Annotated in this window: 15 protein-coding genes; 12 read left to right on the forward strand and 3 right to left on the reverse strand. The window is 51.6% G+C overall.

Going from position 1 to position 15,914, the window contains the following annotated elements; genetic code table 11:
- Positions 1 to 3: 3 nt before the first annotated feature.
- From IR195_RS16265 to fnr, 9 genes are all read left to right on the forward strand, one after another.
- Entirely contained in the window at positions 4 to 225 is a 222-nt protein-coding gene (locus IR195_RS16265) for a cbb3-type cytochrome oxidase subunit 3 (protein ID WP_125751206.1), read from the forward strand.
- Positions 222 to 1,151 (forward strand): cytochrome-c oxidase, cbb3-type subunit III, encoded by a 930-nt coding sequence (gene ccoP / locus IR195_RS16270; RefSeq protein ID WP_125751209.1) that lies wholly within the window; start codon positions 222 to 224, stop codon positions 1,149 to 1,151. Before IR195_RS16265 ends, ccoP begins: the two co-directional genes overlap by 4 nt.
- A gap of 214 nt (positions 1,152 to 1,365) precedes the next feature.
- Positions 1,366 to 2,802: a cytochrome c oxidase accessory protein CcoG gene (gene ccoG, locus IR195_RS16275; protein WP_146941740.1), complete on the forward strand. Its 1,437-nt coding sequence runs from the start codon at positions 1,366 to 1,368 to the stop codon at positions 2,800 to 2,802.
- Positions 2,803 to 2,809: 7 nt separating this feature from the next.
- Positions 2,810 to 3,334, forward strand: a complete 525-nt coding sequence (locus tag IR195_RS16280) for a FixH family protein (RefSeq protein ID WP_206048074.1) — start codon at positions 2,810 to 2,812, stop codon at positions 3,332 to 3,334.
- The gene (locus IR195_RS16285; RefSeq protein ID WP_206048075.1) at positions 3,331 to 5,808 is read left to right on the forward strand and encodes a heavy metal translocating P-type ATPase; all 2,478 of its coding nucleotides are present in this window, start codon (positions 3,331 to 3,333) and stop codon (positions 5,806 to 5,808) included. Before IR195_RS16280 ends, IR195_RS16285 begins: the two co-directional genes overlap by 4 nt.
- Positions 5,805 to 6,026, forward strand: a complete 222-nt coding sequence (gene ccoS, locus IR195_RS16290; RefSeq protein ID WP_089039736.1) for a cbb3-type cytochrome oxidase assembly protein CcoS — start codon at positions 5,805 to 5,807, stop codon at positions 6,024 to 6,026. The genes IR195_RS16285 and ccoS overlap by 4 nt, the downstream gene beginning before the upstream one ends.
- Positions 6,023 to 6,718 carry a sulfite exporter TauE/SafE family protein gene (locus tag IR195_RS16295; protein ID WP_125751221.1) on the forward strand — a complete coding sequence of 232 codons (696 nt, stop codon included), beginning with the start codon at positions 6,023 to 6,025 and terminating at the stop codon, positions 6,716 to 6,718. Before ccoS ends, IR195_RS16295 begins: the two co-directional genes overlap by 4 nt.
- 128 nt (positions 6,719 to 6,846) lie before the next feature.
- Positions 6,847 to 8,274: an oxygen-independent coproporphyrinogen III oxidase gene (gene hemN / locus IR195_RS16300; protein WP_125751224.1), complete on the forward strand. Its 1,428-nt coding sequence runs from the start codon at positions 6,847 to 6,849 to the stop codon at positions 8,272 to 8,274.
- Positions 8,275 to 8,332: 58 nt separating this feature from the next.
- Complete coding sequence (gene fnr / locus IR195_RS16305) at positions 8,333 to 9,085, forward strand: fumarate/nitrate reduction transcriptional regulator Fnr (protein ID WP_125751227.1); 753 nt, start codon at positions 8,333 to 8,335, stop codon at positions 9,083 to 9,085.
- On the opposite strand, the gene ttcA is transcribed toward fnr, so the two are convergent.
- The 3 genes from ttcA to IR195_RS16320 all read right to left on the reverse strand — a co-directional run bounded on the left by ttcA (position 9,072) and on the right by IR195_RS16320 (position 12,577).
- Positions 9,072 to 10,037 carry a tRNA 2-thiocytidine(32) synthetase TtcA gene (gene ttcA, locus IR195_RS16310; protein WP_372374321.1) on the reverse strand — a complete coding sequence of 322 codons (966 nt, stop codon included), beginning with the start codon at positions 10,035 to 10,037 and terminating at the stop codon, positions 9,072 to 9,074. The genes fnr and ttcA overlap by 14 nt on opposite strands.
- A gap of 66 nt (positions 10,038 to 10,103) precedes the next feature.
- Positions 10,104 to 10,754 carry a 3'-5' exonuclease family protein gene (locus IR195_RS16315; RefSeq protein WP_125753775.1) on the reverse strand — a complete coding sequence of 217 codons (651 nt, stop codon included), beginning with the start codon at positions 10,752 to 10,754 and terminating at the stop codon, positions 10,104 to 10,106.
- A gap of 5 nt (positions 10,755 to 10,759) precedes the next feature.
- The gene (locus tag IR195_RS16320) at positions 10,760 to 12,577 is read right to left on the reverse strand and encodes a putative nucleotidyltransferase substrate binding domain-containing protein (protein WP_206048076.1); all 1,818 of its coding nucleotides are present in this window, start codon (positions 12,575 to 12,577) and stop codon (positions 10,760 to 10,762) included.
- 595 nt (positions 12,578 to 13,172) lie between these two features.
- Between IR195_RS16320 and IR195_RS16325 the strand changes: the two genes are divergently transcribed.
- From IR195_RS16325 to IR195_RS16335, 3 genes are all read left to right on the forward strand, one after another.
- Positions 13,173 to 13,433 carry a DUF4212 domain-containing protein gene (locus IR195_RS16325; RefSeq protein ID WP_009721290.1) on the forward strand — a complete coding sequence of 87 codons (261 nt, stop codon included), beginning with the start codon at positions 13,173 to 13,175 and terminating at the stop codon, positions 13,431 to 13,433.
- A gap of 6 nt (positions 13,434 to 13,439) precedes the next feature.
- Positions 13,440 to 15,221, forward strand: coding sequence for a sodium:solute symporter family protein (locus IR195_RS16330; protein ID WP_125751233.1), 1,782 nt, complete (start codon positions 13,440 to 13,442; stop codon positions 15,219 to 15,221).
- A 105-nt stretch (positions 15,222 to 15,326) separates the two neighbouring features.
- Positions 15,327 to 15,857 carry a hypothetical protein gene (locus IR195_RS16335; RefSeq protein ID WP_125751236.1) on the forward strand — a complete coding sequence of 177 codons (531 nt, stop codon included), beginning with the start codon at positions 15,327 to 15,329 and terminating at the stop codon, positions 15,855 to 15,857.
- Positions 15,858 to 15,914: the final 57 nt, after the last annotated feature.

Raw genomic sequence — 15,914 nt, forward strand, 5'->3', positions numbered from 1 at the left:
GTTATGGATACGGGAACTTTCCGCGGCCTTATCACGCTGATATTGATTGTCGCTTTTATTGGCATCTGTTTATGGGCTTATTCCAAGCGACGCAAACCAGACTTCGACGAAGCAGCTAACCTGCCCTTCGCCGATGACAATGATAAGCAACCGACCCGTGACAAGCATGCTTCGTCTGAGCACGAAGTGGATTCCCGCCACGACAGGGGAGATAAGAATACATGAATAATTTATGGGGTGACTCCCTATCCAGCTTCTGGAGCGCCTGGATCATTGTCGTCACACTGGGCACTATCGCTCTGAGCGTTTGGATCTTATTTTCCAACCGCCGTACCGATAAAGCCCCCGATGCTGATGGCAATATCGAAACCACTGGCCACGCGGCCGATGGAATCGAAGAGTATGACAATGCACTACCCCAGTGGTGGTTCAAACTGTTTATCCTCACCGTTATTTTTGCCTTGGGCTACTTAGTACTCTACCCAGGCCTAGGTAACTATGCAGGCATTTTGGGCTGGTCCCAAGAAGGCCAGTGGGAAGAAGAAGTTGCTAATGCTGAAGAGCGCTTCACACCGATTTTTGCTCAGTATCAGGAAATACCTATTCCTGAACTGGCAAAAGACGCTGAAGCAATGCAGGTCGCAGAGCGTGTTTTCCTGAACAACTGTGCGGTATGTCACGGCTCTAACGCCCAAGGTGGTTACGGCTTCCCCAACCTCACCGATGACGACTGGCTGTATGGCGGTGAGCCGGAAAACATCATGATGACATTGAACAATGGCCGTAATGGGCTAATGCCTGCCTGGCAGCAGCTTGGTGAGAACAACATTGAGAACCTCACTCAGTATGTTCTCTCAATGTCTGGCGAAGAGCATGACGCAGACCGTGCAGCCAGTGGCGAAAGCACCTTCCTCGCAGCGTGTGCGGCGTGTCATACACCCAGTGGAACGGGAAATACCGCGCTTGGCGCACCGAACCTGACTGATGATGTATGGCTCTATTTGGCACCGGGACAAAGCGTTGCAGATTCTGTTCGCCAAACACTGCGCAATGGTCGTAACGGCCACATGCCAGCACAAGCAGCTTATATCGGTGAAGAGCGTGTTCACTTGGTAGCCGCTTATGTCTACAGCCTACGCTTCAACGACTAATCGCTTAGTCAATAGCAACCGCTGGTAGGTATCACGAGGGTGCGGTTTCATACCGCACCCTTTCTTTATCCACCGCCCATCCAGACACCCTTTCTATCCGTTACACTACCATTTAGCGACACGGCATACAGTTGTGTTATCTAGCGTCGCAGGTTTAACGCCACGATATCCATGCTGCCGCCCATTCCCGCCTTAGTGAGCTGCGATCATCGCCATGGAAAAAATACCTAGCCAAGATATTACGCCGCCGCCCGTTGGGCACCATACCCCTGGGGAAAGTACGACTCAGAGCATGTATGCTAAGCGCCGACATATTTATGTGCGCGAAATCAAAGGGCTCTTCCAAAAAGTAAGGCGCAGCGCCAACTGGGCGCTGATGCTAGGCTTTTTCCTGCTTCCATGGCTGAACTGGGGAGACCGCCCAGCCATCTGGTTTGACCTTCCGGGCCGAGAGTTTCATATTTTTGCTGCCACATTTTACCCTCAAGAGTTCGTATTACTTTCGTGGCTGCTTATTATTTGTGCCTTTGGGCTATTTTTTATTACTGTTTTTGCTGGACGCGTTTGGTGTGGCTATACCTGCCCACAAAGCGTCTGGACATTCCTATTTATTTGGCTCGAGCACCGCATAGAGGGATCTAGAAACCACCGTATTAAGCTCGACAAACAGCCAATGAATGCTGACAAAGCGTGGCGAAAAGGAGCTAAACATTCCGCTTGGTTACTGATTTCTTTGGCGACCGGCATCACTTTTGTGGGTTACTTCACCCCCATCCGAACGCTAGTGGCGGAACTGCCTACGCTAGAAGCCCATGGCTGGTCCTATTTTTGGGTTGGCTTCTTTTTAGTATTTACCTATTTAAATGCAGGCTGGCTGCGTGAGCAGGTGTGCATTTACATGTGCCCCTACGCGCGCTTCCAGTCAGTCATGTTTGATCGCGACACGCTGATTGTGTCGTACGACGAAGCACGTGGCGAGCCAAGAGGTCGGCGGAAAAAGACACTTAGCCATACGCAGGCGAGAGAAGCTGGCTTTGGCGACTGTATAGACTGCGAATTATGTGTTCAGGTTTGCCCAACAGGTATCGATATTCGTGATGGACTCCAGTACGAGTGCATTACCTGTGCAGCCTGCATCGATGCCTGTGACAGCGTCATGGACAAAATGGGCTACCCCAAAGGGCTTATTCGCTACACAACGGAAAACGCGCTAGAAGGTAAGAAAAGCCACATCTTACGCCCCCGACTACTGGGCTACTTTGCCGCGCTAATTATTATGATAGTTGCGTTTACCTGGTCGGTTAACGACCGCGTACCACTTAGCTTCGACGCCGAGCGTGGGCGCACGCAGCTTTATCAAATGACCCGAGAAGGGCAAATCAGCAACGTTTACAGTCTCACGGTGCGTAACCTTGATAACGAGCCACATACTTACCAAATCAGTGTGTTAGGCCTACCCAGCTTAGCGCTAGATAGCACATCGATTAGCGTTCCGGCAGGCGAGTCTCGCATTCAGGTCGTCACCGTACTGGCGAACCCTCAAGATTTAAGCCAGCCCAGTCACCCCATTACATTTGTGCTACAAGCACAACAAGATGAGCAAATCCGCCAGGAGCGTGAAGCCCGCTTCTTAGGTAATGCCAGGAGATAAATGCGTTATGTCAGACCCTACGATTACGCCGTGGTACAAACAGTTCTGGCCATGGTTTTTGTTAGGCTTGCTGTTCTCCTCCATTATTGTCAGCACGACCTTTGCGGTTATGTCGATCAAAAGCTACGACGGTATGGTGGTACAAGAAGATTACTACGAGCACGGCAAAGCAATTAACATGGTATTCGCCAAGCAAGAGCAAGCGCGCGCTTTAAATTTAAGTGCCGAGTTACGCATTGATCCGCTGACCAGCGATATTGTTGTTGATCTTGCTGGCGATGCTCGCCCAGCCAAGCTTTATCTAGATCTTATTTTCCCCACCGAAGACGATCGTGACCAATCGTTTGTGCTAGAGCATGTGCGCGAAGGTCGCTACATCACTCAAGGACCTGACAATCTGCGCTATCGCTGGTATCTACAGCTGCAGCCAGAGCAAGGCGATGAATCAGCATGGCGCCTTATCGGCGAAGCACGCTTTCCTAACGAAAACACCATTGCACTACTACCTGGCGGGCGCTTGGAGAACGAATGACCACGACCGCCCTTAGCTGCTATCACTGCGGCAACCCGGTGCCTGAAGGGGCACCGTGGCGAATTAATATTGACGACACAGCCAAGCCACTATGCTGCCCAGGTTGCGAAGCCGTCGCCCATGCCATCGTTGATGGCGGGCTGGAAAGCTATTATCGCTATCGCACAGAAATGCCCGAGCGCCCTGACGAGCGCCAAGCTGCCAAAGCAGAAACCTGGTCGGTATTTGATGACCCGGGGCTTCAAGCGCAGTTTGTTCACCCAGAGGGTGACGAAGGATACGTTCGGGCCACACTCGCAATAGATGGCATCACCTGCGCAGCCTGCGCTTGGCTCATTGAACATCGTTTAAATGCACTTGATGGCGTTACCTCTAGCGCGGTCAACCTTACCCATCATCGCCTACGGGTGAGCTGGGACCCCGCCGCCATCAACCTTTCACAACTATTCGCTGAACTAGCGGCCATCGGCTACGATGCGCAACCTTATGAACCTGACCAAGCTCAAACCCGCTTGCAACATGAAGAGCGCATGAATGTGCGCCGCCTGATTGTCGCGGCTGTCGGCATGATGCAGGTTATGATGTTCTCGATCCCCATTTATGTATCGGGGCCTGGTGAGCTTAGCGAAGACTTTTACGCTCTGTTTCACTGGCTATCGTTTGCCCTAGCCACGCCAGTGGTATTTTTCTCAGCGCAGCCTTTTTTCCGTAACGCATTGCGGGATCTGAAAACCGGCGTGCTTGGCATGGACGTCCCCGTCTCGCTAGCCGTTGGCGGCGCCTATTTGGCGAGCAGTTATGCAGTGCTGTTTAACGTTGGCGATGTTTATTTCGACTCGGTCGCCATGTTTACCTTTTTCTTGCTATTTGGCCGCTATGTAGAAGGTAGGGCCAGGCGGCGCAGCGGCCACAGCGGCAATGCGCTGAGCGGCGTTTTGCCGGTCTCCGCTATTCGCCTTGAAGCGGATGGTAGTGAACGCATTCTGCCTGCCAGTGAACTTACACAAGGCGACCGCGTGCTCATCAAGCCCGGTCATGGCGTTCCCGCTGATGGCATTATCGAAGACGGCGAATCCAGCCTTGATGAGTCGATGCTGACCGGTGAGTATTTGCCAGTGACTCGACGGGTAGGCGAAAGCGTGGTGGGTGGCAGCCAAAACATGGAAAACCCGCTCATCATAAAGGTAACCCATGCTGGCAATAGCGCCAGAGTGGCTGGCATTGTCGATTTAACCGATCGCGCCTTTGCTAGCCGCCCACGTCTTGCCCAGATGGCGGCACGTATGGCGCACCTGTTTGTATTACGACTGCTGATCGTTACCGTCTGTGTCACCGTAGCATGGTGGTTTATCGACCCGTCTCGCGTGCTATGGGTACTGCTCTCGGTGTTAGTCGTCACTTGCCCTTGTGCACTGGCACTGGCCACCCCCACTGCGCTGACAGCAGGGCATGGTCAATTGCGCCAGCGTGGCGTACTCATTACACGTGCTGACGCGATCGAATCACTCTCCAACGTCACTCGGGTGATTTTTGATAAGACCGGTACGCTGACTCGCGGCGAAATGCAGCTGACCCAAACGCATCCTATTGACCAACAGCATCCCGCCCACAGCGATACGCCACTTAGTGCAGAGCATGCCCAAGCCATCGCGGCGGCGCTAGAAGCACACTCTGAACACCCCATTGCTAGGGCTTTTCGCCCATTTCGAGATGCCACTCTACAGGCACGCAACGTCAAAAGTGTGACCGGAAGCGGGCTGGAAGGCTCTTTAAACGGCGCAATATGGCGATTAGGCAAAGCCGATTTTGCAACGACTACCGCGCTGCCCCCACCAGGCACCGGCCAGTGGCTTTTGCTTAGTGAAAATAATGCACCACGTGCCTGGTTCAAGCTGCACGATGGCATTCGCGAAGATGCGGCCCAAACCGTTGCCGCACTCCAAGCCCGCGGGTTGGATGTAGAGCTACTTTCTGGTGACACACAGGAAGCGGTAGAAAGCTTGGCAGAACAGCTCAATATTGCCACGTGGCACGCTGGCAAATCGCCTGAGGGTAAGCTGGCACGATTACGTGAGCTACAAGCCAACGGTGAGCGTGTCGTGATGATCGGTGACGGTATCAATGATGTGCCGGTATTAGCTGGCGCTGACGTTGCCATTGCTATGAATGGCGCCACAGACCTCGCCCGGACCCGTGCCGACGCGATATTGCTCAGTCCACGCTTAATGCGTATTTTTGAGGCGATTGATATTTCCTGCGCCACACGCCGCATTATGCGCCAAAATATGCTGTGGTCGGTTTGCTACAATTTTTCAGCACTGCCTTTAGCAGCAATGGGCTTAATTCCTCCCTGGCTCGCTGCGATTGGCATGTCGCTAAGCTCCCTGATTGTGGTAGGTAACGCACTGCGTCTCACTCGCTGGCGTACGCCGCCCGCCCCTCAGGTTGCCCTATCAACACCGGTGACGGCATGACGATTTTATACTTACTGATTCCCCTTTCACTCACACTTCTTGGCCTCGCGGTGTGGGCGTTTTTCTGGGCCGTAAAACACGATCAGTTCGACGACTTGGAAGGTCCAGCTCACCGCATCCTATTCGATGACGATGAAAATGATCTGACTCCCGAGCAGCGTGCCGCGCGTAAAAAAAGCGGCTCTTCTTCTCAACATAACCAAGAGCCGCCCGCATGAATCCGACGGGACTTGATTTACCGCCCCTGCTAGCCGCGTTTGTATTTGGCTTAATGGGCGGTGCCCACTGTATCGGCATGTGCGGCGGCATTATGAGCGCGCTGACCTTTGCCGTACCGCCGAGCATGCGACACCCTGCCCGCCTGGGTGGTCTGCTGATTAGCTATAACGCCGGGCGCATTCTCAGCTATATGGTGGCAGGTGCGATTGTTGCTGCACTTGGCACACTTATCTCGCTTTCTCCGTCTGCACGTATTGCGCTGCAGGCTTTCGCCGCCTTGATGCTCATCTTAATGGCACTCTATATCGCCAACTGGTGGAAAGGGCTGCTGAAAGTAGAAGCAGTGGGGAAGCACCTTTGGCGATATATTGAGCCAGTGGGAAGACGCCTGATGCCTGTCGTGCATCTTCCCCAAGCCTTCACCTTAGGTGCACTGTGGGGTTGGCTGCCCTGTGGGCTGGTTTACTCCATGCTAGCCTGGAGCTTAGCAATTGCAGACCCAATCGATGGCGCGCTGCTAATGGGCGCTTTTGGCCTGGGTACACTCCCTGCCCTGCTGGCAACAGGACTTGCAGCACAGCAGTTAAGCCATTTAATTCGCCACCCCGCCACTCGCAGCGTCGCTGCACTGTCGATTATCAGTTTCGCCCTTTGGCAACTATGGACGCTTATCTCCCTAACAGCGCATTAGTCAGACCCTCCGATAGTTTGATATAGCTCAACGCATTCCAAGTGACACCGACGTAGCATGCCTAGAGCACACTGAGCGACAGCGCTCAGTCACTCGTTTTGCTTACTTCTCACTTCGGAGCGCTCGCCATGCCCGTTCATGCCACTGCTTCCTTCTCACCTACCAACACGGAAGTGTCTGAGGCCAACGCCTGGGATGAAGCGCTACTGCGTCGCTATGACAAAAGTGGCCCACGTTACACATCCTACCCGACAGCCCTCGCGTTTCATGAGCAGTTCAGCGCCGATGACTTTACTCAGGCGCTAACGCGCAGTAATGAGAGCCACCGCCCGCTATCACTGTATGTACATGTGCCCTTTTGTCGAAAAATTTGCTTCTACTGCGCATGCAACAAAATCGCCACCAAGAATACCGCCCTTGCGGAACCTTACCTTTCTCGGCTAGACCGGGAAATGGTGCTCACTGCCCGCCATTTAGACACTTCACGCCCGGTGCAACAGTTACACTGGGGCGGCGGCACGCCTACGTTTCTAACCTTGTCGCAAATGGGGGACCTGATTGACCGCCTAGATGCTCGTTTTGGTTTATCCGGCTCAGCTGACCGCGATTACGCTATTGAAATAGATCCTCGTGAAGCAGACGTATTTACGTTGCGCCACCTACAGTCTCTCGGCTTTAATCGACTAAGCCTTGGCGTACAGGATTTAAATCTGCAGGTACAAAAAGCTATCAACCGCGTACAGCCCCGGGTACTCACCGAAACCTTGATGGAAGAAGCACACCGTCTTGGTTTTCGTTCACTCAATCTTGATTTGATTTATGGGCTGCCATTTCAAACCGAAAAAAGTTTTGCCGAGACGCTAAGCCAAGTTATCGAACTTAACCCGGCACGGCTGTCGGTATTTAATTATGCGCACATGCCCACTCGCTTTGCACCGCAGCGGCGTATTAACGAAACCGACCTCCCCAGCGCTGATGAAAAGCTGGCTATTTTGCACACCACCATAGAAATGCTGACTAACGCAGGCTATGTGCATATTGGCATGGATCACTTTGCACGACCTGACGATAGCCTAGCGATTGCACAGCGCAACGGTTCCTTACAACGCAATTTCCAGGGCTACTCCAGCCATGCACAGTGCGATTTAGTTGGCTTAGGCGTATCCGCCATATCACGGATTGACGACGTTTACGCACAAAACCCGACTCAGCTTGATCAATATGAAGCAGCCTTAGATAAAGGTAAGCTGGCAACCATCAAAGGATTAAGGTTAAATAAGGATGACCTAATACGAAGAGACGTGATTGAACGGCTAATGTGCGACATGTACATTGATCTTGCGGACGTTGGAAAGCGTTGGCACATCGATGCTAGTGATTATTTTTCCACCGCAATTGAGCAATTGAAGACAGCTGAGCAAGACGGCTTGATCACTCGCCATCAGCAAGTTATTAGCGCCACTCCCACTGGACGGCTGCTGATTCGCCATTTGGCGATGGCCTTTGATGCTCACCTAGCTGACCAGCCTATTCAGCGCTACTCTAAAATTGTATAAGCTTGTTGAGACGTCTTGCCTCTGGGCCTATGATGGCTAACGAGAAAGGGAGACCTATATGCCACAACCCGCCAGCCAACGACGCTCACTGCTGCAAGAGGCGCGCTGTCAGACCTGTAGCCTAAGCTCGCTGTGTCTGCCGCTTGCCTTAGAGCTTGAGGACATGAGCCAGTTTGATGCCATCATTCGCCGCCGCTCACCACTCAAAAAAGGCGAGCCCCTGTTTCGCCAGGGTGATCACTTCACCAGTGTGTATGCTGTCCGCTCAGGTAGCCTGAAACAAGTGACCAGTGAAGGTAACGGCAATGATCAGCTGACCAATTTCTACCTTCCCAGCGAACTAGTGGGATTGGACGGAATTGATGAAGAGCACTACCCCGGTAGCGTCATTGCCCTGGAAACCACCACAGTGTGTGAAATCCCATTTGACCGCCTGGACCTACTTTCCGAAGAACTGCCCGAACTACGTGGCCAGCTTTATCGGAGTATGAGCAAAGAATTGCGAGATGACCGACGCATGATGCGCTTGCTATCGCGCAAGACGGCCGATCAACGACTAGCCAGCTTTTTAGTCACCCTTTCAGACCGTTTTCGTCGACGTGGATACTCGCCTTATAGCTTCAGACTCTCCATGTCCCGCGCCGACATCGGCAATTACTTAGGCTTGGCAGTAGAAACGGTCAGCCGTATTCTTAGCCGCTTTCAACAGCAAGAGGTGGTAGCTGTTTCAGGGCGCGAGGTTAATATTTTAGATATGCGCCGCCTCATCACGCTAGCTGAAGAGGAAGAGCAGTCGGCTAGTCCACGCTAAGCGCCTGAATACGCCCTTCCATCAACGCCGCTTGTTTGGCTTCAAGGCCAGCAAAGTCAAATAAACGGCGGTCTGCTAGCTGGGAAGGCGCTACATTGGTCACCGCTTTAAACATGCTTTCTAGGCGTCCTGGATGTTTTTTATCCCACTCAGCCAACATATCTTTGACCACTTGGCGCTGGAGATTGGGCTGAGAGCCACATAAGTTACAGGGAATAATGGGGAATTCCATTAGCCGAGAAAACTCTGCAATATCAGCCTCTTTGCAGTAGGCAAGGGGGCGAATGACAATATTTTTGCCATCGTCAGATAAAAGCTTGGGAGGCATTGCTTTCAAAGTGCCACCGAAGAACATGTTAAGGAATAACGTTTCTAAAATATCTTCGCGATGATGCCCTAGAGCAATTTTCGTTGCTCCAATTTCCTCAGCAAACCCATAGAGCGAGCCACGCCTGAGTCGAGAACAAAGTGCGCAGGTCGTTTTTCCTTCTGGGGTTTTCTCTTTCACCACCGAGTAGGTATCACGCTCTAGAATGTGGTATTCAACCCCCACTTTATCTAGGTACTGGGGCAATACATGTTCAGGGAAACCTGGCTGTTTCTGATCCATATTAACGGCGACCAGAGAGAAATTAACCGGTGCGTTGCGCTGCAGGTTAAGCAGTATCTCCAACATCGTATAGCTATCTTTGCCGCCAGACAGGCACACCATCACCTTGTCACCTTCATCAATCATTTGATAATCAATGATGGCGTTGCCAACCTCTCGCCGTAAGCGCTTTTGTAGCTTATTAAATTCACGCTTTTGTTTAGCGGCGTGATGCTCGGATGGTGTCTGTGCGCTATTAACAGCAGGGCTGTCAACAGAAACAGTCTCAGGCGCTGCGGGGTCAAAATAGTCAGGTTGTAGCATGGTGTAGGCACTGCCGATGGTAGAAGAAGCAGCAAGCATTCTAACAAGACTCACCACGTCCACCCAAGATAAACCCGTGGATTCATCCCTTCAGGCTAGTAACGACTATCCCTGCTGGGCGATCTCGCGCTGCAAACGCAGGTATAAAAGTGCGCTTGCGGTTGCATCCCCCAGCACCCCCATCCATTGAAGAGCGGGCATTTGCCAACGAGCGAGCGCTTCCGTTAGACGACCGCTCGTCTCACACTGTGGATGTAAGCGACGTAATTGACGATAGTGTAGCTTTCCAACGTCGACCTGGGCATTGGGCAAACCAAATCCCAACCCTGCTTTAAACAAAAGATTAAGGTGTTCCACCGAGCGGCCTAACTGCCAACCAATTAGTGGCCGATTGCCGATGAATTCAGCTAACGCCCCAAGATGCTCAGCGTTAGGCGCCAGCACCGTGTCTGTTGCGTACAGTCGATGATGTCGCCGCAGCGCAGGGGCGTTGTTGTTTCGCTCTTCTGCCAGAGTTGCCACCCAGGCTCGGCTGGTCTGCACTCGCCCTGGACTTAAGACAACAGCAGCGACGCTGACCACCGGTGCTTGGCCTGGGCTAACCTGGCAAGCAAGCGCCACCATTTCTTCCCCCATGTAGGGCTGAAACAGCCATGCGTAGGGGGAGTCCGCCCAACGTCGGCGGTCGCTTTCGCGCTGCATTAACGTGCGCAGCGAGCCACTGAGCAGTGACATATGCCGGTCTAACAAGCGCATTCCGCTCACGAATACTCCAAATGATAACGATGGGAGAGCCGCTGTTTAAAATCTTTTACGATATGCAGCGCCTCTCGCAACAGATCACGCTCAAGGGATGAGAGCTCCTGCACCACTACACGGTTGCTACGCTGCTGAGTCGATGCTTCCGCTGTCTGTAGCTGCTGCTTTAAACGTAGTTCGGTAAATAGCGCCAGCGCCTCGCCCAGGTCGTCAGCAAAACGTCGATCAAGACGACCATCTTCTGCTAAAGCGTCCAGACGATCTAAGGTGGACGTGGCATTAATGCGCCGTTCAAGCGCCATTGTGCGCACCCCATGAACAATGGGGAAAATACCGCCTTTTTTAATATCAATCCCATGCTGGGGCTTTTTTAAGGAGCCAAATAGCGTTAGCGGTGTTGAGAAACGCAACGCAGCGCGCGCAAAGTAGGACAGCAATAACTCATCCCTTGAGCAGCGTTCAAATAGCTCCGCACGCACACTATCGAGCAATTGCGGATTACCAGCCACACCATGGGCATCTAGCAAAATCGCCAGCTTCATCAGGCTATCGCCATCTCTTGCGCTCACCCATTTAGCAATGTTGCTTTTCCATTGCGACACAGTGCCCACCCATTCAGGATTAGACACCATGATATTTCCTGGGCAGGGTGGGTAACCGAGCTGAATCAGCGTTTGGGTAAGCGCATTCATGTCTTCGGCAAGCGAAGGCCATTGGCTGTCGTCGGCTAAAATCAGCCCATTATCTTGATCTGTTTTAAGAATTTGCTCACCACGCCCTTCGCTCCCCATCACCATTAGGCAACTTTGGGAGTGATACTGCTCAGGAATAACAAATGACCACGCTTTATTGATGATTCGGCCATTCAACGCGGCCAGTAGGTCCATAGCAAAACGTAGCTTGACCCCTTGTGCCATAAGCGCATTTACCAGTTCTGGCGTGCGTTGGCTGGCAGCCGCCAATGCTTCTAAGCTACTTGCCTGCTCCACCTGCAGACTAACGACATAGCTACGGCTCGAAAAATAGCTAAGGACATCCGTTAGCTCTACCACCCCTTTCAGGACGCCCTGTTCCATCACCACCACCCGCGTTACTTTATGCCGTGTCATCAGCACGAGCGCTTCAAATAAGTATTGGTTGGGGGTAACGGTCACCAGCGAGAAATGAGCCACATCCTCAACGGGCGCTGTATGCTCAAAGTTATTCAGCACCACACCATTGAGCAAATCGGTTTTAGTGACAATGCCAAATTCGCCTTTGGTTTTGACGAGCAAGCTATCTGCGTGGCTATCGTTGAGCTGGCGCACCGCGCTGGCAATCTCTGTCGATGCATCCATGATAAGAGGTTCACGCATGCATTCGCTGACTTTAGCCAACATAAAACCGGCCATGGTCACGCCACCTTCGGCACGCTTTTCAGTCATTAACCGCGCTTTGTGAGATAGCGATTGCTTGAAGAAATTTTCGAAGTCGGGATGATGACGGCATAGCTTTATAAATAGCGCTTTCGGCATCACATAGCACAAGCACTCTTGCTCAGCTTTAAAACGATAGCGGCTTTTACCATTCAGAATACTAATAGCACCAAACAGATCACCAGCTGTGTAGTGCCCAATCCGCGCACTGGACGCTGGCAGAGTAGGATCCAGTTCAGCAACTTCGCCTTTGTGAATCAAAAAAACCGATTCACCCGCCTGCCCCACCTCGATAATGATTTCATCACGATCAAAATAGGCGATGTCCATGCCACGGCGAACGTGGTCACGCCCTTCATCATCAATTAATGTGAAGGGCAATTGAGAAAGATCAACGTCAATCATGAGTGACCCCAGTTAATCGCGATGAAGAACAAAATGGCTTAAGGTTTGATTGCTTCTTAACCAGCACCTTCATTATACCTTTTGCTATACCGCTAACGTCGCAAAGACGTTTGTTTAACGACCAAAGTAGCGGCATGAATCAGCAAACTTGGCAACTTAATATACCAGTTATTAAAAGTAGCAAACATTGCTTTTAAGCGACCCATAGACCATCGTCCTATCACTCACACGCAAAAAACAAAAAACCATTCAAAACAAATAACTAGAAACAAAATAGAGCGTTAAAATACGTACTGAAAGCTCATTGATACCAAAGTCTGGGCTTTATTTTTTGCAATTATTGCCCACTATTAACAACGGGCTATACAGGATGTTCACGTGGCACTTGTTAAACACTTATCAAGACACTGAAGAAAACCTTGCCAAACCATTAACCAGCAGAGCAACTTAACCAACAAGGTGATATGCGTCTAATCGCACTAAATCATCGCAGACAACTAAAAGAGCGGTTTTCTATGAAGGATTGCCCTAATGGATCACACGCTATCCTGAGTTAACTTTCCAACCCTAAAAATCACAACTGGAGAGCACCACAATGGCAGACGACAAATCCAACGCTGCTGAATACTGGAAAGCCAACGTCCGATTGATCTTTGGATGCTTGGTTGTTTGGGCATTCGTTTCTTATGGATGTGCCATCCTCTTTCGTCCGCTATTAGCGGGCATTCCCGTTGGTGGGACTGACTTGGGCTTTTGGTTCGCTCAACAGGGCTCCATCCTCACCTTCATCGTACTGATCTTCTTCTATGCCTGGAGAATGAACAAACTCGATGCAAAATTCGGCCTTGGGGAGTAAGCCAGTATGAGCCAATTTGCCATTAACCTATTATTTGTCGGCGCATCGTTTGCGCTCTATATCGGCATTGCGATATGGGCACGAGCCGGGTCGACCAAAGACTTCTACGTTGCTGGTGGAGGCGTTCACCCTATCACCAACGGTATGGCGACGGCTGCTGACTGGATGTCAGCAGCCTCGTTTATTTCAATGGCCGGTCTACTCGCTTCTGGCGGGTACGCTAACTCCACCTTCTTGATGGGCTGGACAGGTGGTTACGTTATCCTGGCAATGCTGCTAGCACCTTACCTACGTAAGTTTGGCAAGTTCACCGTGCCTGACTTTATTGGTGACCGCTTCTACAGTAACACGGCGCGCTTAGTCGCGATTGTGTGTTTGATCGTTGCCTCGGTTACTTACGTCATTGGCCAAATGACCGGCGCTGGCGTTGCTTTCTCGCGCTTCTTGGAAGTCAGCAACACCTGGGGCATCTGGATCGCAGCACTGATTGTGTTCCTGTACGCCGTTTTTGGCGGCATGAAAGGCATTACCTACACGCAGGTCGCCCAATACGTAGTGCTTATCATCGCTTACACTATTCCGGCGGTGTTCATTGCCATGCAACTAACCGGCAATCCAATTCCGATGTTTGGTATGTTCAGTACCCATACAGAGTCTGGCATTCCGCTATTGACGAAATTGGATGAAGTAGTCAGTGCGCTTGGATTCCGTGACTATACCGCCGACGTCGATAATAAGCTGAACATGGTGCTGTTTACCCTGTCGCTAATGGTGGGTACTGCTGGTTTACCTCACGTCATTATCCGTTTCTTCACGGTGCCGAAAGTTGCCGATGCGCGCTGGTCTGCTGGTTGGGCACTGGTCTTCATTGCCCTACTGTATCTCACGGCACCTGCGGTTGGTTCCATGGCGCGTCTGAACTTGGCGACTACCGTCTATCCAGAGATGGCCGGACAAGTAGAGAATTACGAAGAAGCCGCTCGTAACCCGATTCTCTATGAAGATCGTCCTGAGTGGGTACGCACGTGGGAAGAAACCGGGCTTATCACGTTTAACGATCTGAATAACGACGGCCGCATCCAAATGTACAACAATGCTGCTGACTACTCTGATCGTGGCTGGGAAGGTAACGAGCTGACCGTTAATAATGACATTCTGGTATTAGCAAACCCAGAAATTGCTAATCTGCCAGGCTGGGTTATCGGCCTGATTGCAGCAGGCGGTATTGCTGCGGCCCTCTCAACAGCGGCAGGTCTGCTATTGGCTATCTCGTCGGCAATTAGCCACGATTTAATCAAAACAATGATTAATCCGAAGATCTCTGAGAAAGGGGAAATGCTGGCGGCACGTATCTCTATGGGCGGCGCAATTCTTCTGGCTACCTATCTTGGGCTTAATCCACCCGGGTTCGCCGCACAGACGGTGGCACTTGCCTTTGGTATCGCTGGTGCCTCCCTGTTCCCAGCGCTAATGATGGGCATTTTCTCAAAGCGTATGAACAGCAAAGGCGCGATTTGCGGCATGCTGGCAGGCCTGGTCTGCACCCTGCTCTATATCTTCACCTATCTCGGTTGGTTCTTCGTCCCCGGCACCAACATGCTGGCCAACACGCCAGATAACTGGATTATGGGCATTTCACCACTCTCCTTCGGTGCAATAGGCGCGATGATTAACTTTGCGGTTGCGTTTGCTGTCTCTAGCGCAACGGAAGAGCCTCCACAGGAGATTCAAGACCTGGTAGAAAGCGTTCGCTATCCGAAAGGTGCTGGTGTAGCGCTCGACCACTAAGTCATAATCGGATCCTCTCTTTGGCACACTGCCATTAGATTTGGAATCGATACTTATCATCGGGCTTCCTTAGGGGAGCCCGATGTCATTTAGAAAGGATATTTTATGATCTGGCATCTTGTTGCCGCTGTATTTGCAGGGCTTGCCGCCGCGGGGATAGGCCTATTACTTAGAGCACTTAGCCGTAAACGGCTGCCTAAGTGGATTGTGCCCGTTTTTGGTGGCTTGGGTATGCTGGGGTATCAGGTCTCAACCGAATACAGCTGGTTTGAACACAAGCGCTCTCAACTACCTGAAACTGCCATCGTCATTTCCAGCGATACGTCTAGTGCCGTGTGGCGACCATGGACCTTTGTGTTTCCGATGACGACTAAATTCAGCATCGTTGATCGCGACAATGTACGCGCTCGTCACATTGACGATGAGTTAATTGCTGAATTTATTCTTTATCAATTCGAACGCCGCCATACCGACATACTAACCACTCAACCTTATATATTGAACTGCACTAACCGCGAGATAGTCCCCCTGAATACAGAGACGGGAGACGCTGAATTAAACGAACGCCGCACGCTGCGTGAAACCGCGCCTTTGTTAACCACCGTTTGCCAACTTGCCGCCGACCAGCAGACGTGATGCCCCTCCTTCGCCTAGAATAGGGTCTTTATTTAGATGATCGTTATTTGATATTGG

The sequence above is a fragment of the Vreelandella venusta genome, assembly GCF_015689495.1.
Lineage (GTDB): Bacteria > Pseudomonadota > Gammaproteobacteria > Pseudomonadales > Halomonadaceae > Vreelandella > Vreelandella venusta.